The sequence below is a fragment of the Streptomyces luteoverticillatus genome, assembly GCF_003970715.1.
Taxonomy (GTDB): Bacteria; Actinomycetota; Actinomycetes; order Streptomycetales; family Streptomycetaceae; genus Streptomyces; species Streptomyces abikoensis.
Genome location: NZ_CP034587.1, coordinates 1,241,301 through 1,265,511 on the forward strand (window position 1 = coordinate 1,241,301; position 24,211 = coordinate 1,265,511).

Genomic DNA, 24,211 nt, shown 5'->3' on the forward strand with positions numbered 1-24,211 from the left:
TTACCGGGCCCGGCGGGACGGACCGTCAGCGCTCCTTGCCGAGGGCCTTGGAGGTCGCCTTGGCGACCCGGGAGCCCACGCCCCAGGACGTGACCCGCCACAGCGCCTCCGCGACGATGTCGCGGCTCATCTTGCTGTCGCCCAGCTCGCGCTCGACGAAGGTGATGGGGACCTCGACCACGTGGAAGCCCGCCTTGACCGCGCGCCAGGCGAGGTCGACCTGGAAGCAGTAGCCCTGGGAGGCCACCTCCTCCATGCCCAGCCCCTCCAGGGTCTCCCGGCGGAAGGCCCGGTAGCCGCCGGTGACGTCGCGGATCGGCACGTCGAGCATGAGCCGGGAGTAGGTGGAGCCGCCCCGGGAGAGGAACTCGCGGGACTTCGGCCAGTTCACGACCCGGCCGCCGGGCACCCAGCGCGAGCCCAGCACCAGGTCGGCGCCCTTGAGCGCGGTGAGCAGCCGGGGGAGCTCCTCGGGCTGGTGGGAGCCGTCGGCGTCCATCTCCACGAGCACGCCGTAGCCGTTGTCCAGACCCCAGCGGAAGCCCGCCAGGTAGGCGGCGCCGAGCCCCTCCTTGCCCTGCCGGTGGAGCACCTTGACGTGCTCGTCCTCGGCGGCCAGCTCGTCGGCGAGCTTGCCGGTCCCGTCGGGGCTGTTGTCGTCCGCGACGAGGACGTGCGCCTCCGGCACGGCCTCCCGCACCCGGGCGACGATGGGCTTGATGTTCTCCGCCTCGTTGTAGGTCGGGATGATCACCAAGGTCGTGCCGAGCGGACCGAATCTCCGCTGACCACCGTCGTTCACTTCTGGCACTACTGGCCCTTCCGGTTCGAGGTCTCGTCCGCCCGTGCCCGACGGGAGGTCAGGACCGCCGCCGCGCAGGACAGAAGACCCACCATAGCGAGCGCCCATTCCGGGCCCGCACCGACGCGGTCCGCGACGGTCGTGCCGTCACGCAGGGGGATGCTCGCGGAGATCACGTCCCGGGTGAACTCCTCGCTCCGCTGGAGCACCCGCCCGTCGGGGGCGACGACCGCGCTGATGCCGCTCGTGGCGGCCGTCACCACGGCCCGGCCGTGCTCGACGGCCCGCAGCCGGCTCATGGCCAGCTGCTGCTCGGGCTGGCCCGTGCGGCCGTAGGTGGCGTTGTTGGTCTGGACGACCAGGGCGCGGGCGCCGGCGGCCACCGTGTCGTGGACGATCTCGTCGTAGGCGACCTCGAAGCAGATGACGTCGCCGAGCCGGGCCGGGCCGACCTGCAGCACACCGGTGTGGTCGCCCGGGTAGAAGTCGCGGGGGACGCGCTGGAGCCGGGTGATGACCTTGCTCAGCTGGTCCCGGAAGGGCACGTACTCGCCGAAGGGCACCGGGTGCTGCTTGGCGTAGGAGGCGCCGGGCCCGGTCACCGGGTCCCAGACGATGCCCTTGTTGTCGATGTAGCCGCTCTTGCCGGGGTGGTCGACGAGGGCGCCCACCAGGACGGGCACGCCCACGGCCCGCACGGCCTCCTGGATGCGGTCGTACGCCTCGGCGTACTGGAAGGGGTCGAGGTCGGAGGAGTTCTCCGGCCAGATCACCAGGTCGGGCCTGGGCGCCTTGCCCGCCTTGATGTCCCGGGCCAGCTGGAGCGTGGCGTCGACGTGGTTGTTGAGCACCATCAGCGGGCGGCCGAGGAAGTCCATGCCGGGCTTCTCGACGTTGCCCTGGACGATCGCGATCTTCACGGTGTCGTCCGCCTTCGTGGGCACGGGCACGGCGTACCCCGCGAGCGCGACCACCGCGGCCGTGACCAGCGCCCCGGCGGCGGGCAGCGCGGCCCGTACGCCCGGCAGGCCGCCCCGCGACCGCCACGCGGCGAGCAGCGCGTACGCCAGCAGCCCGCCGGCCAGGGCCACCGCGAAGCTCACCAGCGGCGCCCCGCCGAGCGCGGCGAGCGGGGTGAAGGAGGAGCCGGTGTTGGCGAAGGCCAGCCGGCCCCAGGGGAAGCCGCCGAACGGCACCCGGTCCCGCGCCCACTCCTCGGCGATCCACAGGCACGCCCCCCACAGCGGCCACGCGGGCAGCCGGGAGGTCAGCGCGAGCCCGGCGCCGAGCACGGCCAGAAAGACCGCCTGGAGGACCGACAGGCCCAGCACGGCGTCGTAGCCGACCACGTGCAGCCAGCGCAGCAGGAAGAAGAAGAACGGCAGCCCGAACGCGAAGCCCGTCCAGGCGCCCTGGCGGGCGGTGCGCCCCGGGTCAGCACGGCGAGCGCGGCCACCGCGACCACCGACAGCGGCCACAGGCCGTACGGGGGGAAGGCCAGGGCGAGGACGAGCCCGGCGACGGCCGCGAGGGCGGTGCGCGGCGCCTCGCGACGGGCGAGCCGGGCCAGGCGGACGGCCCGGCCGGGGCGCGGCACGGGGGCCGGGGACGGCGGGGCCAGGGTGGCTTCCGGTGTGGTTTCGGGACCCGAGGGCACGGTCGCTTCTTCCTGGAGCTGGCAGGGGTGTCAGCTGACGACCGTACCTCGGTCGGGGGCCCTCGCGGCCCCGAGGGGCGAGGGCGCCGCCCCCGCGCACGGGTCGGAATGGGGGCCCGGTGTCCTTCGGGCCGACTTTCGGAACCGCCGGCTGCGGTCGGCCGAGAGCCGTTGTCTACTGAACGTCCGGGCCCCACCCGGGTCGCACCTGCCGGCCCGGCCGAACCGTCCCTCGCCCCCGTGCGCTGAGCCTGGCTCCCAGTGGCGGGGCGCCTTCCCGGCGCACCGCCCCATGGCCCAGCGGCGTTCGACGACTGCGTGGAGGTTCCCCGGTCGGACGTCCTTGGTGGACAGCGAGAACCTACCGGCCGCCGCCCGCACTGTGTCAACACCCTCGCGACCTGCGTGTGTCGCTCAAATCAGCAGGTCAGTACGGTAGATGACACCATGCGGGGCGGCCCCGGGGACGTCGTTCGGCGGTACGTGGATCTTGGCGCGTCACCCGTTCGGGCGCGCGTGGACCGTCCGCCCGCCCACGACCGTCCGCAGGCACACCGGCAGCGGGGCGCCCGGGGTGAGGTCGGGCAGGCCGGGGGTGCCGGAGCGGGGGTCGGTGGACCAGTTCGCCACCCGGCTGTCGGGCACCTGGACCACCAGGTCGCCGGTCTCCCAGACCGCGTAGTCCGCGGGCGCGCCCGGCACCAGGACGCCCGCGTCGTCCCGGCCGACCGCCCGCCAGCCGCCGCGCGTGTGCGCGGTGAAGGCGGCCCGCGCCGAGACGCGGTGCTCCGGCGTGCGGTGGAAGGCGGCGGCCCGGACCGTGCCCCAGGGGTCGAGGGGGGTGACGGGGCTGTCGGAGCCCAGCGCGAGCGGGATCCCGGCGCGCAGCATGGCCGCGTACGGGTTGAGCGTCCGGGCCCGCTCGCGGCCCAGGCGCTCGGCGTACATGCCCTCCTCCCCGCCCCAGGCCGCGTCGAACGCGGGCTGGACGGAGGCGGTGAGGGCGAGCTCGGCGAAGCCCGCGATCAGCTCCGGGTTGAGCATCTCGGCGTGCTCGATCCGGTGCCGGGCGGCGCGGACGCGATCCAGGCCCACCTTCTCGGCGGCCGCGCGCACGCCCTCGACGACGGCGGTGAGCGCGGCGTCGCCGATGGCGTGGAAACCGGCCTGGATCCCGGCCTCGGTGCAGGCCGCCACGTGGGCGGCGACGGCGGCGGCGTCGAGGTTGGCGCTGCCCGTGCCGCCGGGGGCATCGGCGTAGGGCTCGTGGAGGCAGGCGGTGTGCGAGCCGAGCGAGCCGTCCACGAACAGGTCGCCGGCGGCGCCGAGCGCACCCAGCTCGCGGATCCGGCCGGCCTCCTCGGGGGTGGTGATCCGCTCGGCCCAGTAGCCGGTGACCCGGGGGCCGGGCTCCTCGGCGGCCAGCCGCAGCAGCCCGGTGAAGTCGTCCTCGGAGGAGATCAGCGGCCCGGCGCACTCGTGGACGGAGCCGATGCCCAGCGCGGCCGCGCGGGCGAGCGCGGCGCGCTGCGCCTCGGCGCGCTGGGCGGGACTGACGGTGGCGTGCGCGGCGGTGCGCACGGCGTGGTGGGCGTCGCCCGTCAGCGGGGCGTCGGGCGCGAAGCCGGACAGCTCGCGGACGCCGGGGACGAGGTCGAGGAGGGCGGTGGTGACGACGGCGGAGTGGACGTCGGCGCGCGTCAGGTAGAGCGGCCGGTCGCCGGTGGCCTCGTCGAGCTCGCGGCGGGACGGGGGCCGGCGCCCGGGCCAGGCGCTGGCGTCCCAGCCGTGCCCGAGCAGCACCCGGTCGGCGGGGCGCGCGGCGGCGTACGCCCGCACCCGGTCCAGGGCGGCGGCGAGCGTGGGCACGCCGGTGAGGTCCAGGCCGGTGAGCGCGAGGCCGGTGGCGGTGGTGTGGACGTGCGCGTCGGTGAACGCGGGGGTGACGAGCGCGCCGCGCAGGTCGACGACCTCGTCGACACCGTCGGCGAAGGAGTCGGCGGCGCCTTCGGAACCGACCCAGGCCACGCTGTCGCCTTCGACGACCATGGCGGTCGCGAACGGATCCGCCGGACTGTAAACAGTGCCGTTGCGCAACAGGACGGAATGCGGCTTGCCGGGGCGCTCACTCATGACGCCTAGTCTCTCCCCTGACCCGCCCCTTCCCGTAACCGGGGCTCCGCCCCGGTCACCCCACCCGCGGCGGCCTCGCCTCGTAGGGCGTCGAGAGCACGATCGTCGTCCGCGTCGAGACCCCCGCCAGCGAGCGGATCCGCGCCAGCAGATGCTCGAGCTCCAGCGGCGTGGCGACCCGCACCTTGAGGATGTAGTTCTCGTCGCCCGCCACGCTGTGGCACGCCTCGATCTCGGGGATCTCGGCGAGCCGGTCCGCGATGTCGTCGGGCGCGCTCGGATCGAAGGGCTTCACCGAGATGAAGGCGGTCAGGGGCAGCCCGACGGCCTCGGGGTCGACGACCGCCGCGTAACCGCGGATGACGCCCCGTTGTTCGAGCCGGCGCACGCGCTGGTGCACCGCCGAGGTGGACAGGCCGGTGGCCTTGCCCAGGTCGGTGTAGCTCATCCGCCCGTCCTTGACGAGCAGCTCCACGATCTCTTTGTCCAACTCCTCCACGCGGGTCAACCTACTGGTTCATGGCGCGCCGGGCACAGTCGACGGCGCCACAGGCGCACGGAGCGTGTGACCAATGCCACAGACACGCACCCGTGTCCTCCCGTGTGCGGCGATTACCCGCCTTGTCGTACGGGAAGTGCTTGCTGTGGCCGCGGCCGAGGTGCCCGGCCGGTCCATCCGAGGGGGAAAACACACCATGCCCAGCCTGGAACGCCTGGAAACCGACGGCGACGGTGGTCTGTACGAGGAGACCTACGAGATGTTCCGGGTGATGTGCCCGGACTGCGCGCGGCCCATCGCGCTCCTCGCCGACGAGGACGTGCTCCCGGAGCACGCGCTGTGCCCGTCCCCGTGGGATCCGTTCGGGCTGACGGTCTGCCCGGGCTCGGGGCGCGGCGCGGAGGAGGCCGATCCGGCCGACGAGTCGCAGGGCGCCCAGGACCTGGACGCGGCGCTGCTGTTGACCCTGCCGGAGAGCCTGGACTGGCGGACGCAGCCGTTCTCGCACATCGGGGGGCCGGGCTCGCGCCCGCTGCGGGTGCCGGAGCAGGGCGGCCGCCGCTCCTGACGGCGGATCGGCGCCGGGGCGGGCTGCTACGGTCGGAGCCTCGCGCGCCACGCGCGCGGGGCCCGACGAACCTTCAGGAGTCCGCGTGCCGCTGCCGATACCCCTCCACTGCCCGCGCTGCGGTGCCGCCGCCCAGGACTTCTCCGGGTGCGCGGCCTGCCGGGAGGAAGGGATCGGCGCCAACCCGGTGCCGCCGCTCGCGGATCTGTCCGGGCTGTCCCTGGAGACGTACCCGGGCGGGCCGTGGGGCTGGCCCTCGGCGCTGTCGGCGCCCGTCGGCGAGCCGGTCACGCTCGGCGAGGGCGGCACGCCGCTGGTGTCCCTGCCGGAGGGCGGGCCGGACGGGCTGTGGGTGAAGTACGAGGGCGCCAACCCGACCGGTTCGCACAAGGACCGGGCGATGGCCGTGGGCGTCGCGGCGGCCCTGGCCGCCGGCGCGGACACGGTCGCGGCGGCCTCCTCGGGCAACGCGGGCGCAGCCGTCGCCGCGTACGCCGCCCGGGCGGGCCTGCGCTGCGTGGTGTTCACCACGGGCGAGGTCCCCGGGCCGCTGCGGGCGCAGATCGACGCGCTGGGCGCGGTGCGGGTCGTCCGGGACGGCACGGCCGCGCGGAACGCCGCGATGCGCGAGGCCGTCGAGCGGTTCGGCTGGTATCCGCTGACCAGTTACGCCACTCCCGCCCCGGGCGGCAACGCCTACGCCAACGAGGGCTACAAGTCCGTCGCGTACGAACTCGCCCGGGACGTCCCCGGTTTCCGTGAGGGCGCGGGGGCCGTGGTGGTGCCCACCTGCCGGGCCGATCTGCTGTCCGGGATCGCCCGCGGATTCCGGGAGCTGCGGGCCGCCGGGCTGGTGGCCGGTGTGCCCCGCCTGGTCGCGGCCGAGCCGGCGGGCGCCGCCCCGTACACCGCGGCCCTGGCGCTCGCCGGACGGGCGGAGCAGGAGCGGGTGTCGGTGGAGCCGATGCCCTCCCCCGCGTTCTCGCTCGGCGAGAGCCGTCCGGTGTGGCAGGGCCTGGACGCGCTGTGGGGCGCGGACGGGTCGGCGATCGCCGTGCCCACGGAGGAGTTCATGGCCGAGCACCTGGCGCTGGGGGCGCGCGGGCTGTTCCTGGAGCCGTCGTCGGCGGTGGGCGTCGCGGCGGCCCGCCGCGTCGCGCGGGAACGCGTGGGCGGCGGACCGGTCGTGGCGATCGGCACGGCGACGGGGCTCAAGGACACCGCGAGTGTCGCCGGGGCGGCGGCGGCCGAGGAGCGGGTGCCGGAGCTTGCGAAGCTGCTCGGCTGAGCTTTGCCGGGCGGCTGCGGGCCGTCCGTGGCCGGTCGCGCAGTTCCCCGCGCCCCTTACGGGGCGCCCCCCGGTCCCGCGAGGTGCCGGGCCACCACCATCCGCTGGATCTGGTTCGTGCCCTCCACGATCTGCAGCGCCTTCGCCTCGCGCATGTACCGCTCCGCGGGGAAGTCCGCGGTGTAGCCGTAGCCGCCCATGAGCTGTACGGCGTCGGTGGTGACCCGCATCGCCGCGTCCGAGCAGAAGAGCTTGGCCATGGCGGCCTGCTTGGCGAAGGGCCTGCCCGTGTCGCGGAGGCGGGCGGCGGCGAGGTAGAGCGCGCGGCCCGCCTCGATCTGGGTGGCCATGTCGGCGAGCATGAACCGCAGTCCCTGGAAGTCGGCGACCGGGTGGCCGAACTGCCGTCGCTCCTGGGTGAAGGACAGCGCCTGGTCGAGGGCGGCCTGGGCGACGCCGACGGCGCAGGCGGCGATGCCGAGCCGCCCGGAGTCGAGGGCGGACAGGGCGATGGCGAAGCCCTGGCCCTCGTCGCCGAGGCGCCGGGCGTCGGCGACCTCGACCCCGTCGAAGTGCAGCTGGGCGGTGGGTGAGCCCTTCATGCCCATCTTGCGCTCGGGGGGCGCGGCCGTCAGGCCCGGGGCGTCGCCGGGCACCAGGAACGCGGTGATGCCGTGGGGGCCCTCGCCGCCCGTGCGGGCCAGGACGGTGTAGAAGTCGGCGATGCCGCCGTGGGTGGTCCAGGCCTTGGTGCCCTCGATGGTCCAGGTGTCGCCGACGCGGGTGGCGCGGGTGCGCAGGGCGGCGGCGTCGGAGCCGGCGGCCGGTTCGGAGAGGCAGTAGGCGCCCAGGAGTCCCCCGCCGAGCATGGCGGGCAGGTGCGTCTGCCGCTGTTCCTTGGTGCCGTAGCCGGCGAGGGCGTGGCAGGCGAGGGTGTGGACGCTGACGCCGAGGCCCACGGTGAGGCGGGCGGCGGCGAGCTCCTCGAGCACCTGGAGGTAGACCTCGTAGGGCTGGTCGCCGCCGCCGAACTCCTCGGCGTACGGCAGGGCGAGCAGGCCCGACGCGGAGAGCAGTCCGAAGACCTCGCGCGGGAAGTGCCCGGCGTCCTCCTCCTCGGCCGCGGTGGGGGTGATCTCCCGCTGCGTCAGGTCCCGCACGAGCGAGATCAGGTCGCGGGACTCCTCCGTGGGCAGCTGACGCTCCACCGGCTGCGGTCCGTGATCGGTCATGGCGGCGGCTCCTCCCTGTCGGGCGCTGCGGCGACGGCCGCCCGAGGGTGGGGGGCGACGCTGCCGTGGGTGCCCAGCCGATGGTCCCGCGCCGGGTCGCGACATCGCGTGACCTGCGGCTGTGGCGGTTGGAGTATGCCCGTTCGCGGGCGCCGCGTCACCGGTCGGCAGATCTTGAATCCCTACGGGCCGCGGGCGGACCATACGCAACGGCTTTGGTACGAACCATTGACCGTATTGGTCTAGTCCTCCTACGGTTTCCCCATTGTTCAACGCGTCCATGCCAAGAGCACGTTCCTCCCCCACCGAGGAGACCTCATGCCCAGACCGCACGGAATGCCCGGACCGCTCCGCAAGCGCGCCCGCACCTGGCTCACGGCGGTGGCCGCCGGGGCCGCCCTGCTCGCGGGCGGCCTCACCGCGAGCCCGGCCACGGCCGACGACACCACGGACACCTCGGCCGGCCGGCGCGTGGTCGGCTACTTCACCGACTGGGGCGTCTACGAGCGCAATTACCATGTGAAGAACATCGAGACCTCCGGCTCCGCCGCGAAGCTCACCCACATCAACTACGCCTTCGGCAATGTCACCGGCGGCAAGTGCGCGATCGGCGACGCCTACGCCGACTACGACAGGTTCTACGACGCCGTCGGCAGCGTCGACGGCAAGGCCGACACCTGGGACGACGGCGCCCTGCGCGGCAACTTCAACCAGCTGCGCAAGCTCAAGAAGCTCCACCCGAACCTCAAGGTGGTCTGGTCCTTCGGCGGCTGGACCTGGTCCGGCGGCTTCGGCGAGGCGGCGAAGAACCCCGCCGCGTTCGCCGAGTCCTGTTACGGGCTGGTCAAGGACCCGCGCTGGGCCGATGTCTTCGACGGCATCGACATCGACTGGGAGTACCCCAACGCCTGCGGGCTGACCTGTGACACCAGCGGCCGCACCGCCTTCCGCGACGTCATGGCGGCGCTGCGCGCCAGGTTCGGGAGCAAGAGCCTGGTGACGGCGGCCATCACTGCCGACGCCTCCGCCGGCGGCAAGATCGACGCCGTCGACTACGCGGGCGCCGCCCGCTACGTCGACTGGTACAACCCCATGACCTACGACTACTTCGGCGCCTGGGAGGCCAAGGGCCCCACCGCCCCCCACTCGCCCCTGACGTCCTACAACGGCATCCCGAAGGCCGGGTTCGACACGGACGCCACCATCACCAAGCTCCAGGCGCTCGGCATCCCGTCGTCCAAGCTGCTGCTGGGCATCGGCTTCTACGGGCGCGGCTGGACCGGCGTCACCCAGTCCGCCCCCGGCGGCACGGCCACCGGGCCCGCGAAGGGCACCTACGAGGCCGGCTTCGAGGACTACCGGGTGCTCAGGAACACCTGCCCGGCCACGGGCACGGTCGGGGGCACCGCCTACGCCAAGTGCGGCAACGACTGGTGGAGCTACGACACACCGTCGACCATCGCCGGGAAGATGGCGTACAAGAACCGGCAGAACCTGGGCGGCACGTTCTTCTGGGAGCTCAGCGGCGACACGGCCGACGGCGAGCTGATCAAGTCCATCAACTGATCCCCGACTGATCCCACCGAAAAAGCGCCTCCCGTCCGGCAGTCCCGGACGGGAGGCGCTCGTCGTCTCCCACTCGGATCTCACTCCGACGGGAAGAGCCCCGGCTCGATCTCCGGCTGCTCCAGCGGCCGGGTGGCCAGCGAGGTGTCGGCCTTGGCGCGCTCGGCTATCTCACGGCACGTCAGGAACTCCACGTCGCCGTGCGACATCCCGTACTCGATCAGGGAGCGCAGCGCCTCCGCCCGGCCCGGACGGCCGGTGAGGAAGGGGTGGTTGGTGAGCATGAACAGCGAGTTGTAGCGCCGCATCGCGTCCAGCTCGTACTTCCACATCGACAGCACCTTCTGCGGGTCCTCGATGATGGAGCCGATCTGCGGCGCCGGCAGGAACGCGTACTGCTCCCAGTCGTCCAGCGACCAGTGCGGGGGCAGTTCCACGACGTCGCCCCGCTCGGTGGGTACATGGTAGGGGCGGTCGTCGTTCATCATCGACGAGTCGTAGGCCAGCCCGTACTCCGCGACCAGCGAGGCCGTCTGCCAGCTCGCCTCCCACAGCCCGGCCCGGTGGCCGTACACGGGCACGTCCTGCTTCTGGAAGACCTCCAGGGCGCGCTCGAAGTCGTTCCGTTCCTCGGCGAACGTCATCGACGTCGCCGGTACATGGCTGTAGGAGTGGTGCGCCACCTCGTGGCCCGCCTCCACCACCCGCGCCACCAGATTCGGGCGGCGCTCGGCCACCCAGCCCGGGAAGAAGAACGTGGCGGGCACGCCGAGTTCGCGCAGAATTCCCAGGATGCGCGGCACGCCGACATCGGGGCCGAATGCCTGATGGGTCATCGTCATCGCGTGCCGTGCGTACTTCTCGCCCATGGAGAGCACACCGGTCTCAGCGTCCACATCGAATGTGAGCGCCACCGCCGAGGCCTTTCCGGGGCCAAGCCAGGATGCAGTCATGAAAGTGACCCTAAACAGGGCGGAGGCCCTTCACAATGGACACTCGCACATGATCACGACCCCTTCCGTGTAGATCTGTACAACCGCCCCCACCGGTAGCCTGGTTAGCGGCCGCGACCTGCGCCGATACGGTCCCGCCGGGACCCCTCACCACTCGGACGGGTAGCCGGGCGGCACTACCCGAAGAGGTAGTGGAAGCGGCTTCACCGCACCTCGTACAGTCATGGACGTCCCCGAGAAAAGCCCTCACGGAATGGCAGTGACAGTGATGGCATTACCCCCGACGTCCCGGGTGCGGGCGCAGCCCGAAGAATGCCCGGAGCGGGAATTCCGCGCGGCGGCCGGTAAATTCGCGTCCGGTGTCACGGTGGTCGCGACAAGAAATGGCGGCGAAGTGTTCGCCAAGACCGTCTCGGCATTCGGGTCGCTCTCCCTGGAGCCGCGGATGGTGTCCGTGTCCATCGGGCGGATGAGCCCGCTGGTGACGGCGGTCCTCGCCACCGAGGTCTTCGCGGTCAGCGTGCTCCGCGACGACCAGCAGCGCGTCTCCCGCCACTTCGCCACCCGAGGCAACGGCAGGGCCATCGGCTCCTTCCCGTCCGTGGCCACCGAATCATTCGTCACCGGCGCCCCGGTCGTCAGCGGATCCCTCAGCTATTTCGACTGCCGGCTGGAGAGCGTGGTGGGCGGCGGCGACCACGCCCTCCTGATCGGCCGGGTGGTCGCCACCGGCAGCGTCCCGGGCCGCCCGCTGGTCTACTTCGACGGCGGCTACCGGGAGATCGACGCGTCCGGCGCCACGACGGGCGTCTCCGCATGAGCCCGCTCACCGCCGCCTTCGACGACCATGCCCGGCACACCCCGGAGGCCCCCGCCCTGATCTGGCGCGGCACGTCCGTCCCGTACGGCGAACTGGGCGCGCTCGCGGGCGTCTTCCAGGAGCGGCTGCGCCACCTGGGCGGCCACCGCGCGGCCCCCGTGTGCGTACCCGCCCGCCGAACGCCCGAGACCCTGGCCCTGCTCGTCGCCGCTCTGCGCGACGGCCGTCCCGTGCTGCTGCCCTCCGCCGAGCTCGGCGCCGACACCCTGCGCGAGCTGACCGCCGGCGCGGGCATCGACCGGGTGCTGACCGCCGAACCCGCCTACGACGCGCCCGGCGGCCTCGGCGTCGAGACGATCGTTCCCCGGCCGGACGCCCCGGCCGTCCCCGAGGGGACGGGCCTGCTGCTCACCACGTCCGGCTCCACCGGGACGCCCAAGGTGGTGCCCCTGCCGCTGGACGCCGTCGGCCGCTTCATCTCCTGGGCGGCGGAGCACTTCGGCCTCGGGCCGGACACGGCGGTGCTCAACTACGCGCCCCTCAACTTCGACCTGTGCCTGCTGGAGGTGTGGACGACCCTGGCCGTCGGCGGCCGCGTGGTGCTCGTCGACCCGGACCGGGCCACCGACGGGGCGCATCTGCGCGAGCTGATCTCCGCCCATGACATCCACCTCGTGCAGGGCGTGCCGCTGCTCTACCGGCTGCTCACCGAGGGCGCGGACCCCGCGGAGCCGCTGAAGTCGGTGCGGCATGTCGTCCTCACCGGTGACGCGGTGCCGCCGCGGCTGCTCGCCCGGCTGCCGGGGCTCTTCCCGGACGCCTCCTTCGCCAATGTCTACGGCTGCACCGAGACCAACGACAGCCTGATCCTCGACGCCGGGCCGCTGCTGCCCGGCGACCCGGAGACGGCGGGCCCGCTGCCGCTCGGCAGACCGCTGCCGGGCGTCCGCGCCCTCGTCCTCGGGGAGGACGGGCAGCCGCTCGACGGGCCCGGCACCGGCGAACTGCTGGTGCACACCCCCTTCCAGGCGCACGGCTACCTGGATCCCGCGCGCGGCGCCGACCGGTTCGTCCGCCGCGCCGACGCGGACGGGCCCCGGGTCTGGTTCCGCAGCGGGGACCTCGTCCGGCGGACCGCCGACGGCACCCTCCACCTGGTCGGGCGCACCGACTTCCAGGTCAAGGTGCGCGGCGTGCGGATCTCGCTGGAGGAGGTCGAGCAGACCCTGCTGGCCCACCCCGAGGTGGCCGATGCCGTGGTCGTCACCGTCCCCGACGAGGCGGCCGGCAAACGGCTCCAGGCCCTCGTGCGCCGCACCCCCGGCTCCGCCCTCCATGTCCTCGCCCTGCGCGAGCACTGCGCCCGGCGGCTGGCCAGAACCGCGATACCCAGCGACATCCGCGTCGTCGACGCGGCCCTGCCGAAGGGCCCCACCGGAAAGAACGACCGCGCCGCCGTCGGCGACGTACGGCGGCTGAAGGGATAACAGGGCATGAACCGCCCCGCGGAAATCAAGCGCTTCCTGATCTCGGAGTTCCTGCCGGACCTGAGCGCCGATCAGCTCGATCCCGACTACGACCTGCTGGCGACGGGCGTGATCGACAGCCTTCAGGTGGTCCGGGTCGTCAACTGGGTCACCACCCGTTACGGCATCCCGCTCGACCAGGTCGAGATCACCCCCGGCGACTTCCGTTCCGTGAACGCCATCGACGCGTTCGTCACCGCTTTCGAAGAGACGAGGAACCACCATGTTCACGCGTGAGAAGGACAAGGTCCAGACGGTCGAGTGGGGCAACGGGCGCAGCAGCAGGCTGCTGACCGAGTCCGACGGCATGGGGTTCACCGTGGCCGACACGCTCGTCCGCGCCGGCACCAAGTCCCGGCTGCAGTACCGCCGGCACCTGGAGGCCTGCTACTGCATCAGCGGCCGGGGCGAGGTCATCAGCGCCGACGGCTCGAAGAGCCTCGCCATCGAGCCCGGTGTGCTCTACGCCCTCGACGAGCACGACGCCCACTTCCTCATCGCCGACCCCGACACCGATCTCCACCTGATCAGCGTCTTCAACCCGCCGTTGCGGGGCGACGAGGTGCACAGCCTCGACGAGAGCGGCTTCTCCCACTACTAGAGCGCCCGTGGACGGGAGGCCGGGCACTTCTCCCCTCCGGCCTCCCCGTCCGGACCACACCGAGAAGGTCGATAGCTGATGCACTGGTCGGAAGATCAGCGAGAACTGCGGGCCGCGATCGCGGCCCTGGGCGAACGGCTCGGCGAGGGGCACCTGGAGCGCGACCGCACGGGCGAGTTCTCGCACGACAACTGGAAGCTGCTGCGCGAGTCGGACCTGTTCCGGCTGCCCTTCGAGGAGCGCTGGGGCGGCCTCGGCCAGTCCCTCATCACCACCCTGTACGTCCTGGAGGGCCTCGGCCAGGCGTGCCGCGACGCGGGCCTGAGCTTCTCGGCGACCACGCACATGGTGAGCACCGGTGTGCCGATCCAGCGCTTCGGCTCGCCCGCGCTCAAGGAGCGGTTCCTGCCGGCGGTGTGCGCGGGCGAGGTGATCGGCGCCCACGCGATCTCCGAGCCGGAGGCCGGCTCGGACATGCTCTCCCTGCGCACCACGGGCCGGGTCGAGGACGGTCACCTCGTCCTCAACGGCGGCAAGGCGTTCGTCACCAACGGCCCCATAGCCGACGTGTTCGTCGTGTACGTCTCGACGGGCGAGCGCGGCAGCCCGTTCGGGATCACGGCCGTCGTCGTCGAGCGCGACCGGCCCGGCCTGACGGTGGGCGGTCCGATGGCGAAGATGGGCCTGCGCACCTCCCCGCTCTCCGAGCTGTTCTTCGACGACTGCCGGGTGCCCCTGGAGAACGTCATCGGCCGCGTCGGCACGGGCTTCGTCGTCTTCGACCACGTGATGAAGTGGGAGGTCCTGTGCTCCTTCGTCGTGAACGTCGGCGAGATGCGGGCCCGCCTGGAGCGCGTGGTCGACTACGCCCGCACCCGTGAGCAGTTCGGCAGGCCGATCGGCTCCCACCAGGCCGTGGCCCACCGGATCGCGCGGATGCGCGTCGCCACCGACACCGCCCGGACCGCCCTGTACGAGGCGGCGCGGAAGGTCGAGGCGGGCGAGGACGCCACGGTGGAGGTCGCCACCGCCAAGCTCCTGGCCAGCGAGGGCAACCTCGCCTCCGCCGTCGCGGCCGTGCAGACCTTCGGCGGCTACGGCTACATGGCCGAGTACGGCCTGGAGCAGGACCTGCGCAACGCCGTCGCCGGAACGATCTACTCGGGCACCACCGACATCCAGTACTCCCGCATCGCCACCACGATGGGTCTTTGAGGACGATGAGCACACCAGACTTCGCGGAACTTCTGCGTCCCACCGAATTCCTCGACCACGACTCCCCGGAGGTCCGCGACTTCGTCGCGCGGTCCGGGGCCCTGGAGGAGACCACCGCGGCCGGGAAGGCCGTCCGGCTCTACTACGCCGTGCGCGACGGCGTCGACTACGAGGTCTACGGCACCAGCCTGGAGCGCGCCGCGCTGCGGGCGAGCTCGGTGGCCCGCGCCGGAAAGGGCTTCTGCCTCCACAAGTCCGTGCTCTACGCGGCGGCGGTCCGCTCGGTCGGCGTCCCCAGCCGGCTGGTCTACGCCGATGTGCGCAACCACCTCGCCTCGGAGCGGCTGCGGCGCATGGTGGGCGGCGAGGTCTTCCACCACGGCCTGGTCTCCGTCCACCTCGACGGCCGCTGGACGCGCGTCACCCCGGTCTTCAACGGCCTGCTGTGCCGCCTGTACGGGATGACGCCGCTGGAGTTCGACGGCACCGCCGACAGCGTGTACCACCCCTACGACGCCCAGGGCGCGCGGCAGATGGAGTTCCTCACGGACTACGGCGACCACGCCGACGTGCCGTACGAGCGGCTGATGGCGCGCATGCGCGCCAAGCACCCCGGCATGTTCGCCGAGGGGGCCGCCGGGGCCGCGATCTCCGGCAGCGGCTCGCTCGCCGACGAAGCGCCCGTCCCCGCACCGTAGACCGCCCCGAAAACCACCCGGCAACACCCGGAAAACCACCCGGAAGTCACCACTCCATGGCCTGGATCTACCTTCTCATCGCCATCGCGTTCGAGATCGTCTTCGCTCTCGGCGCGAACGCCTCCAAGGGCTTCACCCGCCTGTGGATCTCGCTGATCACCCTGGTCGGCATCGTCGGCGGCATCTACTTCATCAGCCTCGCCCTGCGCACGCTGGACGTGAGCGTCGGCTACACGATCTGGACGAGCGTGGGCGCCCTGGGCACGGTCGTCCTCGGTGCCGTGATCTTCAAGGAGAAGATCACGCCCGCCAAGCTGCTGTGCTTCGCCGCCATCATCGGCGGCGTGGTCGGCCTCAAGTCGATGGGGGCGGCCTGATGGGCGAGCGACGCACCGAGAGCGCGAAGGCGTGGACGCTGCTGCTGATCGCGGCCGCCTTCGAGATCGTCTTCGCCCTGAGCTCCGCCGCCAACGAGGGCTTCACGCGCCTCGTGCCGTCCCTGATCACCGCGGTGGCGGGCGGCGGCGGCGTGTACCTGCTGAGCCTCGCGCTCAAAACGCTCGACGTCGGCATCGGCTACACCGTCTGGACCGGCATCGGCTCGGTGGGCGCGGTGGTCTTCGGGGCCCTGCTGTTCGGCGAGAGCATCACGGTCGGCAAGGTCGTGTGCCTCGTGGCGATCATCGGCGGCGTGCTGGGCCTCCATATGACGACGGAGAGCACCCCCGAGGCGGACCAGGCGGCGGACGACGCGGCCGGCCGTCCGGAATCCGTGGAACCGGAAAGGACAGCGAAGCAATGAAGCACAGCACGCGGTCGATCGCCGTCGTCGGGGCGGGCCAGGCGGGCCTGCAGCTCGCCCTCGGCCTGCGCCGCTCCGGCCATCACGTCACCCTCGTGTCGAACAGGACCGCGCGGCAGGTCCTCGACGGCCGGGTGATGTCCACCCAGATCATGTTCGCCGACGCCCTGGAGACCGAGCGCCGCCTGGGCCTGGACCACTGGCAAGGCGAGGCACCCGCCATCGAGGGCCTGACCTTCACCGTGGCCCCCGACGCCGTCAAGGCCATCGACTTCGAGGCCCGGCTGGCGGCCCCGGGCCAGTCGGTCGACCAGCGCGTCAAGATCGCCGCCTGGCTGGAGGAGTTCACGGCCGCCGGAGGCGAGCTGCGTATCGCCGAGGCGGGCGTGGCGGAGCTGGAGGAGCTGGCCGCGAGCCACGACCTCGTGCTCGTCACCGCCGGCAAGGGCGAGATCTCCCGGATCTTCGAACGCGACGCGGAACGCTCACCGTTCACCGCCCCGCAGCGCGTCGCGGCCGTCTCCTATGTCCACGGCCTGCGCCCCCGCGACTCCTTCGTCGCCTGCTCGGCCAGCCTCATGCCGGGCGTCGGCGAGTACTTCATCGTCCCGGCGCTGACGAAGAGCGGCCCCTGCGACTGCCTGTTCCTCAACGGCGTGCCCGGCGGCCCCCTGGACGCCTTCGCGGACGTCCGCTCCCCCGAGGAGCACCTGGACGTCACCAAGAAGCTGCTCGCCGAGTTCCTGCCGTGGGAGGCCGAGCGGGCCGCCGACGCGGTGCTCACCGACCCGGGCGGGGTGCTCGCCGGACGGCTGACGCCGACCGTGCGCGAGCCGGTCGCCACCCTGCCCTCGGGCCGGAAGGTCCTGGGCGTCGCCGACGTCCTCGTCGTCAACGACCCGCTGACCGGCCAGGGCTCCAACAGCGCCGCCAAGTGCGCCGACGTCTACCTGCGGGAGATCCTCGCGCGCGGGGACGAGCCCTTCGACGCCGACTGGATGACGGCCACGTTCGAGCGGTTCTGGGAGTACGCCCGGCACGTCACCCGCTGGACCAACGGTCTGCTGCCCCCGGCGCCCGCCCATGTGGTGGACCTGCTCGACGCCGCCCAGCGGCAGCCCGGGCTGGCGAGCCGGATCGCGGAGGGCTTCAACAACCCGACGGGCCTGGACCCCTGGTGGCACGAACCCGAGGCGGCCCGCCGGGAGATCCTCCCCGAACCGGCCGTCCGCTGAGGGGGCGGGGAGAGGCATCATGACGGACCTGCCCGGTCTGTCCTTCCGGGCCGCCCTCGCGGCGGCCCGGAAGGAGGACCCGCACACCCACCACACCTACGACCAGCCGCTCACCCGCCACGAGATCGCCGCACACTACGCCGCGCGGCACGCGGGCATCCCCGCCACGTCCTCCTCGCGCGCCGAGGACATCGCCCTGTACACCCGCGTCACCGACGCGTCCGCCGGAATGCCGGTGGTGCTCGGGGCGTTCGGCGACGCGGAGCGCCTGCGGCGCTGGCTGCCCGGCCTGCCCCGGCGGGTGAACGGGGACACCGTCTCCCGGCTGCTCGCCGCCTGCCAGGAGCCCAAGCACCTGGAGAGCTCGCCGTTCCCCCAGGTACAGCGCGGCGCGGACGTCGACCTCGGGGCGCTGCCCGCGCTGTGGGCCACCGAGCGCGACGCCGGCCCCTACCTGACCACCGGGCTGCTGTACGCCCACGACCCCCGCACCGGGCGTGCCGCCACCGCCGTGCACCGGATGCTCGTCCGGGACCGGAACCAGCTGGTGATCTGGATGCTGCCCAGCCGCCGGCTGCTGGCGATGTACCACGAGGCGGTGGAGCGGGGCGATCGCCTGCCGGTGTCGGTGAACCTCGGCGCGCCGCCCGCCGCGATGGTGGCGTCGGCGGTGGGCAGCGACTTCCTGCCCGCCGGCACGAGCAAGGCGGCCCTGGCGGGCGCGCTGGCCGGCGGGCCGGTGACGCTGGCCCCGGCGGTGAGCCGGCCGGTGCCGGTGTTCGCCGAGTCGGAGATCGTCCTGGAGGGGTACTTCGACGGGACGACCGCGCCGGAGGCGCTGCCGGGCCGGGAGGTGGGTCACTCGCTGCCGGAGGTGCTGGGCTACGACGGCAACGCGGCCGAGAGCCTTCCGGCGATCACGGTCACGGCGGTGACGTCGCGCGATGCGCCGGTGTTCCCGGCGGTGATCGGGCCGGGCCGGGAGCAGTCGCTGATCCTGGGGCTGGCGGGCGCGGTGGCGCTGGGGCTGTCGGGGGCGGGCGGCGAGCTGCTGCGCGACGCCCACTACTCCCCCGCGGGCGGCGGGATGTTCCTGCTGGTGCTCCAGGTGCGCAAGTCGGGCCCGGCGGACGACGAGCGGGTGCGGGCCATGGCGAAGGACGTCCTGGACCGGCACCGGTTCGCCAAGGTGGTCGTCCTGGTCGACGAGGACGTGGCGCCGGACTCGGCCGAGGACGTGCTGTGGGCCGTCACCACGCGCGCGGACCTGTCCGCCGACGCCCTGCACTTCACGGGCTTCCCCCGGGTCGGGCTCGACCCCTCGCAGGGGGAGGCGTGGGCCGCCGCGCGCGGCCGGGAGGCGACCGGGAGCCGTACGGTCGTCGACGCCACCGTGCCCTTCGCCCTGCGGGAGCGGCACGCCCGCAGCTTCCCCGGTGCCGCGCATGGCTGAGGCGAGAGCGCGCCGGCTGGTCGTGGGGATCACGGGGGCCACGGGTTCGGTGATCGGGATCCGGCTGCTGGAGGCCCTGCGGTCGCTGGACGTCGAGACCCATCTGGTGTTCACCAAGTGGGGGCGGGCGACGCTGGAGATGGAGACCGACTGGAAGGCGGCGGAGGTGGCGGCGCTGGCCGACCACGTCCACGGGCCGGGCGACCAGGCGGCGGTCATCTCCAGCGGTTCCTACCGCACGGACGGGATGATCATCGCGCCGTGCAGCATGAAGACCCTGGCCGCGGTGCGGGCGGGGTTCGGCGACGGGCTGGTGCACCGGGCCGCCGACGTCACGCTCAAGGAGCGGCGGCGGCTGGTGCTGGTACCGCGCGAACTGCCGCTGTCCGAGATCCACTTGGAGAACATGCTGGCGCTCACGCGCATGGGCGCGGTGATCGCCCCTCCGGTGCCGGCCTTCTACAACCGGCCGCGGAGCGTGTCCGACATCGTGACGCACATCGTGGCCCGGACGCTGGACCAGTTCGGTCTCGAACTGCCGGCGGCCCGGCGCTGGTACGGGCCCGGGCCCGCCCGCCGGGAGGGCGCCCGGGCCGGCGTGGTGACCGGCTGAGCGGCCGCACCGCCCCCTGGTGGGGGGGCGGTGCGGCCGTCCTCGTCCAGGCCGTCTTCGTCTAGGCCGGTGGGGCCAAGGCGGGGGCGGGGCCGGGTGCCTTCCCGGTGCCGCCGCGCACGACGCGGGTCAGGTCGACGCGGGAGGCGACGCCCAGTTTCCGGAAGACCTTGCGCAGGTGGTAGTTGACGGTGTGCGGGGACAGTCCGAGCCGGCGGGCGATCTGCCGGTTGGTGAGACCTTCGTGCACCAGGCCCGCGATGACGGCCTCCTGGTCGCTCAGGCGCTCCCCGTAGGGCGCGGCCTCCGGCCCATCCGCCTCCGGCTCCGCCGGAAGGGCGGGAGCGGTGGGTCGCGGTGCCCCGGAGGCCTGGCCGCGCAAGGCGTCGCGAACGGTTTCGGGCATCCAGCCGGTAATGAGCCGGTGCAACAACTCGTCGCGGAACGTGAGCCGTCCGGCACTGTTCTCCAGAACCCCGGCCGCGACCACTTCGTCCAGGGTCGGCAACAACGCCGTCGGCGCCTCGTTCAGAACTCGGGCTACTTTTTCGAAGGAGACCTCATTTCCCAGCGCGGCCGCGACCCTGACCATCTGGCGGAATTCCGGTGAATATCCCATGAGGGAACTCTCGACGCGTTCCACCAGGCGCCGCGGCAGCCGGTCGGTGACCAGCCGGGCCCGGTATCCGTCCACGGCGATGCTGCCTTCCTCCAGCATTCCCTGGGCGAGTTCCAGCAGCCGGCGCGGATGCCCGCCGGCCCGGCCCAGGACGCGGGCCAGCCCGGCGTCGGGCGGCGCGCCGAGGGCGTCGGCGGCCAGGGCCATCGCCGCGCCGGGGGGCAGGGTGCCCAGCTTGACCCGTTCGGTGCCGGCGGTGGGGCTGAGCAGCACTCCTTCCAGGGGCGGGGCCCCGGCGGACGCGCGCCGGGCGAGGATCCACACCCGCGCCGGGCCGTCCGGCCCGCCCTCGCGGGCGATGAGGGCCCGCACGTCCTCGTGGTCGAGGTGGTGGGCGTTGTCGACCGCCACGGCATAGGGAAGGTGGAGGTCTTCGGGGTCCCGCCGCGACGGTCCCCCGGCCGAGCACGCGCCGTCGGTGTATTTGGCGCAAACCGACAGCCCGAAACCTTCGGCAATGCGCATGGACTCGCGCAGCAGCCGGGATTTCCCGCAGCCCGGCGGTCCTTCGATGGTGATCAATGTGCAGCGCCCGGCCATGACATGCCCGATGAGCGAGGTCAGCCGATCGACTTCGGCTTCCCGTCCGCGCAGCGGAGCATCGGGCACGGCTCCCAGCATCTGATTCCCTCCTTCCGCCCGCGCCGGTCACGCACGCGTCAAGACGGCCGTCGCCGTTCCGATACGCCGATGCCGGCACCGCGACGATTCAGTGTGCAATCAGTCTGCTCGGAGGACGATCTCCCCGGCCGGGACGGGCTCGATATCAAGCCGATCGCTTTCCGGCAGGTTTCAGAAGCGGCGCCGTTACCCGGCGTCGGTGGCGGACGGCGGGAGTTCCCGGTCCCGGACGTCGGCGACGGCGACCGCCGCCAGCGCCGCGAGCACGACGGCGACCAGCACGAATCCGGTGTCGTAGCCCGCGTACTGGGCGACGAGGCCGACGCAGAAGCCGCCGAGGCCGAGGCCCGCGTCGAAGGCGAGGTTCCACTGCGCGCTGCCGACGCTGGAGTCGCCGGCGCGCTGGAGGGCCAGGACCAGCGTCGCGTTCTGCAGGGCGCCGAAACCGATGCCGAAGACCACCATGAGCACCAGCAGCGCGCCGGTGTGCCGGGTGGCGACGCCGCCGAGCACCCCGAGGGCGGCGAGCAGCGTCGCGGGCGGCAGCAGGACGCGATGGCCGTGGCGGTCGCCGAGGCGGCCCGACGCCCAGCGGCTGGCGGCGGCGGAGAGCTGGAGGCAGAGCAGCGCCAGCGGGGTGAGCCAGACGGGGTCGCGCGGCGCGGCGGGCGGCAGGAAGGTCACGACGGTGCCGGACGCCATGGTGCCCGCCGTCAGCAGGACGAGCGGGCGCAGGATCGCCGGGCGGGCGAGGCCCGCGACGACCCGGGCGCGGCCGGGCGGCGCCGGGCGGGGCGCGGCGACGGCCAGGGCGGCGGCCAGGCCGCAGGCGGGTGCCAGGGCCGCGACGGTGAACAGCGGCCTGTAGCCGTACTGGTGGGCCAGCAGCACCCCCAGCGGCGTGCCGACGGCCCCGCCGAGCCCGGTGGCCAGCCCGTACCAGCCGGTGGCCGTGCCGCGGCGGCCGGGCGGCGCCAGCTCGGCCACGGCGGCGCTGCCGGCCACGACGAACATCCCGAAGCCGGCGCCGCGCAGCACGGCGCAGATCAGGGTGACCGGGAGGCTGTCGGTGGCGAGCGGCACGGCGGCCGGGGCGCCGAGGAGGGCCATGGCGGCGAGCAGCACGGTCCGGTGGCCGACGGCCGCGATGACGCGGGGCATCGCGGGCTGCACGGCGACCGTCGCGCCCATCAGCAGTGCGGTGACCATTCCGCCGACGGCCTTCCGGCCGCCGGCGTCGACGGCGAACTCGGGCACGGTCGCCAGCAGCAGGTAGAAGCCCGTGAAGCCGCTGAAGGTGCACAGCAGCACCGCCGTCATGGACCGGCCGAACAGTTTTGACGGCGTGTCACGGGCGAGGAGCGCGGGGGGTTGTTTCACGACAAAGATCTCAGCCGCCCGAAGGCCCCGCGAATAGTGGAGGCATCTCCATGGATGCGGCATTCGACTGTGGGATCGTCCAGTTGGGGCGGCGGGGCGCGGCCGGGGCGGTGCGGGCCGGTGGCCTGATTCCGGCCGCCGCCGGCTTGGGGCGGTGGACAGGGCCCCGGCCTCCTGTGTTGTGTCCGGCGGGTGACCGCTCCCTCGAACCCCCCGCACCAACAGCCGCCCCCGGCGGGGCAGGACTCGCACGCGACGACGCTGCGCGTCCGTGACCTGCTCGGCGTCCCCGGGCTCGGCCTGGAGGCCGTGCCGGGCACCGGGGACACCGGCCGCGCGGTCCGCTGGGCCCATGTGACCGAGCTGCCCGACCCCGGCCCCTACGCCGGGCCGGACGAGCTGGTGCTCACCAACGGGCTCTGGCTGGGCCGGCAGGACTGCGCCGCGTATGTGCGCCGCCTGGCCGGATCGGGCGCCGCCGGGCTGGTCTTCGGGCTGCGGACGGACATGCCCGCCGTGCCGGACGAGCTCGTCGCGGCCTGCCGGGAGGCCGGGCTGCCGCTGCTGCGGCTGCCCGTCGAGGTGCCGTTCACCGCCGTCACCCGGGCCGTGGCGAGCGCCCAGGCCGAGCAGCGGCAGCGGCATCTGCTGGACGCCCTGCGGCACAGCAACGCGCTGACCCGCGCGGTCTCCGCGGGCGACGGCCTGCGGGGAGTGCTGGCGGTGCTCGCCGGGCCCGCCCGGACGCCGGTCGCGCTGGTGGACGGGCTCGGGACCGTTCTGGACTCCGTGGGCCGGCCGCCGGCGGAGGAGGACGTGCGGGCGGTCGCGGACCGGCTGGGGGCGGACGGCGAGGAGTACGCGGAGTACCCGCTGCGGCTGGCCTCGGGCGCCGACGCCACGGTGATCCCGGTGCGCGGCGTCGCCGGTTTCGACCTCGCTGTCGTCTACGGCCGTCCGGTGGCGGAGCTGGGCGCGGCCGAGCGCCTGGTGCTGGAGCAAGGGGTCCGTTTCCTGACGGTGGAGCTGGCGCACCGGCAGGCACTGCGCGCGATCGAGATGCGCTTCGCCGGGGAGATCCTCGACATGGTGCAGAGCGGTCCGCACCGCTCCGGTGAACTGGTGGCACGGCTGCGGTCGTTCGGCGTCAATCCGGACAGCGCGCTGGCCGTGTTCTCCGTCATCGTCCCCGACTCCCCCGGCCGCGCCGCGTGGCCGCTGCCCGACACGGCGGCCGTCACCGACCACTTCGTGGCCCGGGGGCTGGCGTCCGTGGCGGCGAGCAGCGGGCAGGACGTGGTGGCGATCGTCAGCCTGCCCGCCGCCGACACCGACCCGGCCCGGCTGGCGGAGGGTCTGGCGGCGGCCCTGGGGCCCGTGTCCACCGCGCCCGGGCCGCGCATCGGCGTGGGCCGGGTCGCCGCCGGGCACCAGGAGTTGCGGCGCGGGCTGCTCCAGGCGCGGGAGGCCTCCCGGGTGGCGCGGTCGCGGCGGCGGGGCCCGCGCGTGGTGTCGTTCGCGGACGTGGGCTCCTACCGGCTCGTCCTGGCCCTGGTGGACCCGCAGACCCGCCGGGACTTCGCGGACGCGGTGCTGGGGCCGGCCATCGCGTACGACGCCACGCACAACAGCGAACTGCTGCGCAGCCTGGACGCGTTCCTGGGCTCGGGCATGAAGTGGGGGCGGGCGGCGGACTCGCTGCACATCCACGTCAACACGCTGCGCAACCGGCTGGCGAAGCTGGAGTCCCTCACGGGCCGGGACGTGGGGTGCGCGGAGGACCTGGCGGATCTGTTCCTGGCGCTGCGGGTGCGCGACGAGGAGCGCTGAACCACCGGCGGCCGGGGCTACGCTGGGCCGCGTCGATCAT

General features: G+C 73.5%; 22 protein-coding genes and 1 pseudogene. 15 read left to right on the top strand and 8 right to left on the bottom strand.

Going from position 1 to position 24,211, the window contains the following annotated elements; translation table 11 throughout:
• Positions 1-25: 25 nt before the first annotated feature.
• The 4 genes and pseudogenes from EKH77_RS04990 to EKH77_RS05005 all read right to left on the bottom strand — a co-directional run bounded on the left by EKH77_RS04990 (position 26) and on the right by EKH77_RS05005 (position 5,091).
• Positions 26-802 (bottom strand): polyprenol monophosphomannose synthase, encoded by a 777-nt coding sequence (locus EKH77_RS04990; protein ID WP_164737741.1) that lies wholly within the window; start codon positions 800-802, stop codon positions 26-28.
• Positions 803-810: 8 nt separating this feature from the next.
• A pseudogene (lnt, locus tag EKH77_RS04995) lies at positions 811-2,459 on the bottom strand (apolipoprotein N-acyltransferase).
• A gap of 498 nt (positions 2,460-2,957) precedes the next feature.
• Positions 2,958-4,592, bottom strand: a complete 1,635-nt coding sequence (locus tag EKH77_RS05000) for an amidohydrolase (RefSeq protein ID WP_126913224.1) — start codon at positions 4,590-4,592, stop codon at positions 2,958-2,960.
• Between the two features lie 55 nt (positions 4,593-4,647).
• Positions 4,648-5,091, bottom strand: coding sequence for an Lrp/AsnC family transcriptional regulator (locus EKH77_RS05005; protein ID WP_004948875.1), 444 nt, complete (start codon positions 5,089-5,091; stop codon positions 4,648-4,650).
• Between the two features lie 196 nt (positions 5,092-5,287).
• Here EKH77_RS05005 and EKH77_RS05010 point away from each other — a divergent pair, with 196 nt between their 5' ends.
• Both EKH77_RS05010 and EKH77_RS05015 read left to right on the top strand, forming a co-directional pair.
• Entirely contained in the window at positions 5,288-5,659 is a 372-nt protein-coding gene (locus tag EKH77_RS05010; RefSeq protein WP_126913225.1) for a hypothetical protein, read from the top strand.
• A gap of 85 nt (positions 5,660-5,744) precedes the next feature.
• A complete protein-coding gene (locus EKH77_RS05015; RefSeq protein WP_126913226.1) occupies positions 5,745-6,947 on the top strand; it encodes a pyridoxal-phosphate dependent enzyme in 1,203 nt (400 codons plus the stop codon).
• 56 nt (positions 6,948-7,003) lie between these two features.
• On the opposite strand, the gene EKH77_RS05020 is transcribed toward EKH77_RS05015, so the two are convergent.
• Positions 7,004-8,179, bottom strand: a complete 1,176-nt coding sequence (locus tag EKH77_RS05020; protein WP_126913227.1) for an acyl-CoA dehydrogenase family protein — start codon at positions 8,177-8,179, stop codon at positions 7,004-7,006.
• 318 nt (positions 8,180-8,497) lie between these two features.
• Here EKH77_RS05020 and EKH77_RS05025 point away from each other — a divergent pair, with 318 nt between their 5' ends.
• Complete coding sequence (locus tag EKH77_RS05025; RefSeq protein ID WP_126913228.1) at positions 8,498-9,745, top strand: glycoside hydrolase family 18 protein; 1,248 nt, start codon at positions 8,498-8,500, stop codon at positions 9,743-9,745.
• Between the two features lie 80 nt (positions 9,746-9,825).
• Here the strand turns inward: EKH77_RS05025 and EKH77_RS05030 are convergent, their stop codons facing one another.
• Positions 9,826-10,698, bottom strand: a complete 873-nt coding sequence (locus EKH77_RS05030; RefSeq protein ID WP_126913229.1) for a polysaccharide deacetylase family protein — start codon at positions 10,696-10,698, stop codon at positions 9,826-9,828.
• A 268-nt stretch (positions 10,699-10,966) separates the two neighbouring features.
• Here EKH77_RS05030 and EKH77_RS05035 point away from each other — a divergent pair, with 268 nt between their 5' ends.
• The 11 genes from EKH77_RS05035 (at position 10,967) to EKH77_RS05085 (ending at position 19,661) form a co-directional block, all read left to right on the top strand.
• On the top strand, positions 10,967-11,518 hold the full coding sequence (locus tag EKH77_RS05035; protein WP_164737742.1) for a flavin reductase family protein: 552 nt from the start codon (positions 10,967-10,969) through the stop codon (positions 11,516-11,518).
• Positions 11,515-13,005 carry an AMP-binding protein gene (locus EKH77_RS05040; protein ID WP_126913231.1) on the top strand — a complete coding sequence of 497 codons (1,491 nt, stop codon included), beginning with the start codon at positions 11,515-11,517 and terminating at the stop codon, positions 13,003-13,005. Before EKH77_RS05035 ends, EKH77_RS05040 begins: the two co-directional genes overlap by 4 nt.
• Positions 13,006-13,011: 6 nt before the next feature.
• Positions 13,012-13,281: a phosphopantetheine-binding protein gene (locus EKH77_RS05045; protein WP_126913232.1), complete on the top strand. Its 270-nt coding sequence runs from the start codon at positions 13,012-13,014 to the stop codon at positions 13,279-13,281.
• Positions 13,268-13,645, top strand: a complete 378-nt coding sequence (locus EKH77_RS05050; RefSeq protein ID WP_126913233.1) for an ectoine synthase — start codon at positions 13,268-13,270, stop codon at positions 13,643-13,645. The genes EKH77_RS05045 and EKH77_RS05050 overlap by 14 nt, the downstream gene beginning before the upstream one ends.
• A 78-nt stretch (positions 13,646-13,723) precedes the next feature.
• On the top strand, positions 13,724-14,860 hold the full coding sequence (locus EKH77_RS05055) for an acyl-CoA dehydrogenase family protein (protein ID WP_346429046.1): 1,137 nt from the start codon (positions 13,724-13,726) through the stop codon (positions 14,858-14,860).
• Positions 14,861-14,865: 5 nt separating this feature from the next.
• Positions 14,866-15,558 carry a transglutaminase-like domain-containing protein gene (locus EKH77_RS05060; RefSeq protein WP_126913235.1) on the top strand — a complete coding sequence of 231 codons (693 nt, stop codon included), beginning with the start codon at positions 14,866-14,868 and terminating at the stop codon, positions 15,556-15,558.
• Between the two features lie 56 nt (positions 15,559-15,614).
• The gene (locus EKH77_RS05065) at positions 15,615-15,935 is read left to right on the top strand and encodes a DMT family transporter (RefSeq protein ID WP_126913236.1); all 321 of its coding nucleotides are present in this window, start codon (positions 15,615-15,617) and stop codon (positions 15,933-15,935) included.
• Positions 15,935-16,360 (top strand): DMT family transporter, encoded by a 426-nt coding sequence (locus tag EKH77_RS05070; RefSeq protein ID WP_126913237.1) that lies wholly within the window; start codon positions 15,935-15,937, stop codon positions 16,358-16,360. The genes EKH77_RS05065 and EKH77_RS05070 overlap by 1 nt, the downstream gene beginning before the upstream one ends.
• Positions 16,357-17,595, top strand: coding sequence for a styrene monooxygenase/indole monooxygenase family protein (locus tag EKH77_RS05075; RefSeq protein WP_126913238.1), 1,239 nt, complete (start codon positions 16,357-16,359; stop codon positions 17,593-17,595). Before EKH77_RS05070 ends, EKH77_RS05075 begins: the two co-directional genes overlap by 4 nt.
• Before the next feature lie 19 nt (positions 17,596-17,614).
• Positions 17,615-19,048, top strand: coding sequence for a UbiD family decarboxylase (locus EKH77_RS05080; RefSeq protein WP_126913239.1), 1,434 nt, complete (start codon positions 17,615-17,617; stop codon positions 19,046-19,048).
• On the top strand, positions 19,041-19,661 hold the full coding sequence (locus EKH77_RS05085) for a UbiX family flavin prenyltransferase (RefSeq protein ID WP_126913240.1): 621 nt from the start codon (positions 19,041-19,043) through the stop codon (positions 19,659-19,661). The genes EKH77_RS05080 and EKH77_RS05085 overlap by 8 nt, the downstream gene beginning before the upstream one ends.
• A gap of 61 nt (positions 19,662-19,722) precedes the next feature.
• Here EKH77_RS05085 and EKH77_RS05090 read toward each other — a convergent pair whose 3' ends face one another.
• On the bottom strand, positions 19,723-20,961 hold the full coding sequence (locus EKH77_RS05090; protein WP_126913241.1) for a helix-turn-helix transcriptional regulator: 1,239 nt from the start codon (positions 20,959-20,961) through the stop codon (positions 19,723-19,725).
• Positions 20,962-21,147: 186 nt separating this feature from the next.
• On the bottom strand, positions 21,148-22,341 hold the full coding sequence (locus tag EKH77_RS05095; RefSeq protein ID WP_164737743.1) for an MFS transporter: 1,194 nt from the start codon (positions 22,339-22,341) through the stop codon (positions 21,148-21,150).
• A 192-nt stretch (positions 22,342-22,533) separates the two neighbouring features.
• Here EKH77_RS05095 and EKH77_RS05100 point away from each other — a divergent pair, with 192 nt between their 5' ends.
• Entirely contained in the window at positions 22,534-24,171 is a 1,638-nt protein-coding gene (locus EKH77_RS05100) for a PucR family transcriptional regulator (protein ID WP_164737744.1), read from the top strand.
• Positions 24,172-24,211 lie beyond the last annotated feature (40 nt).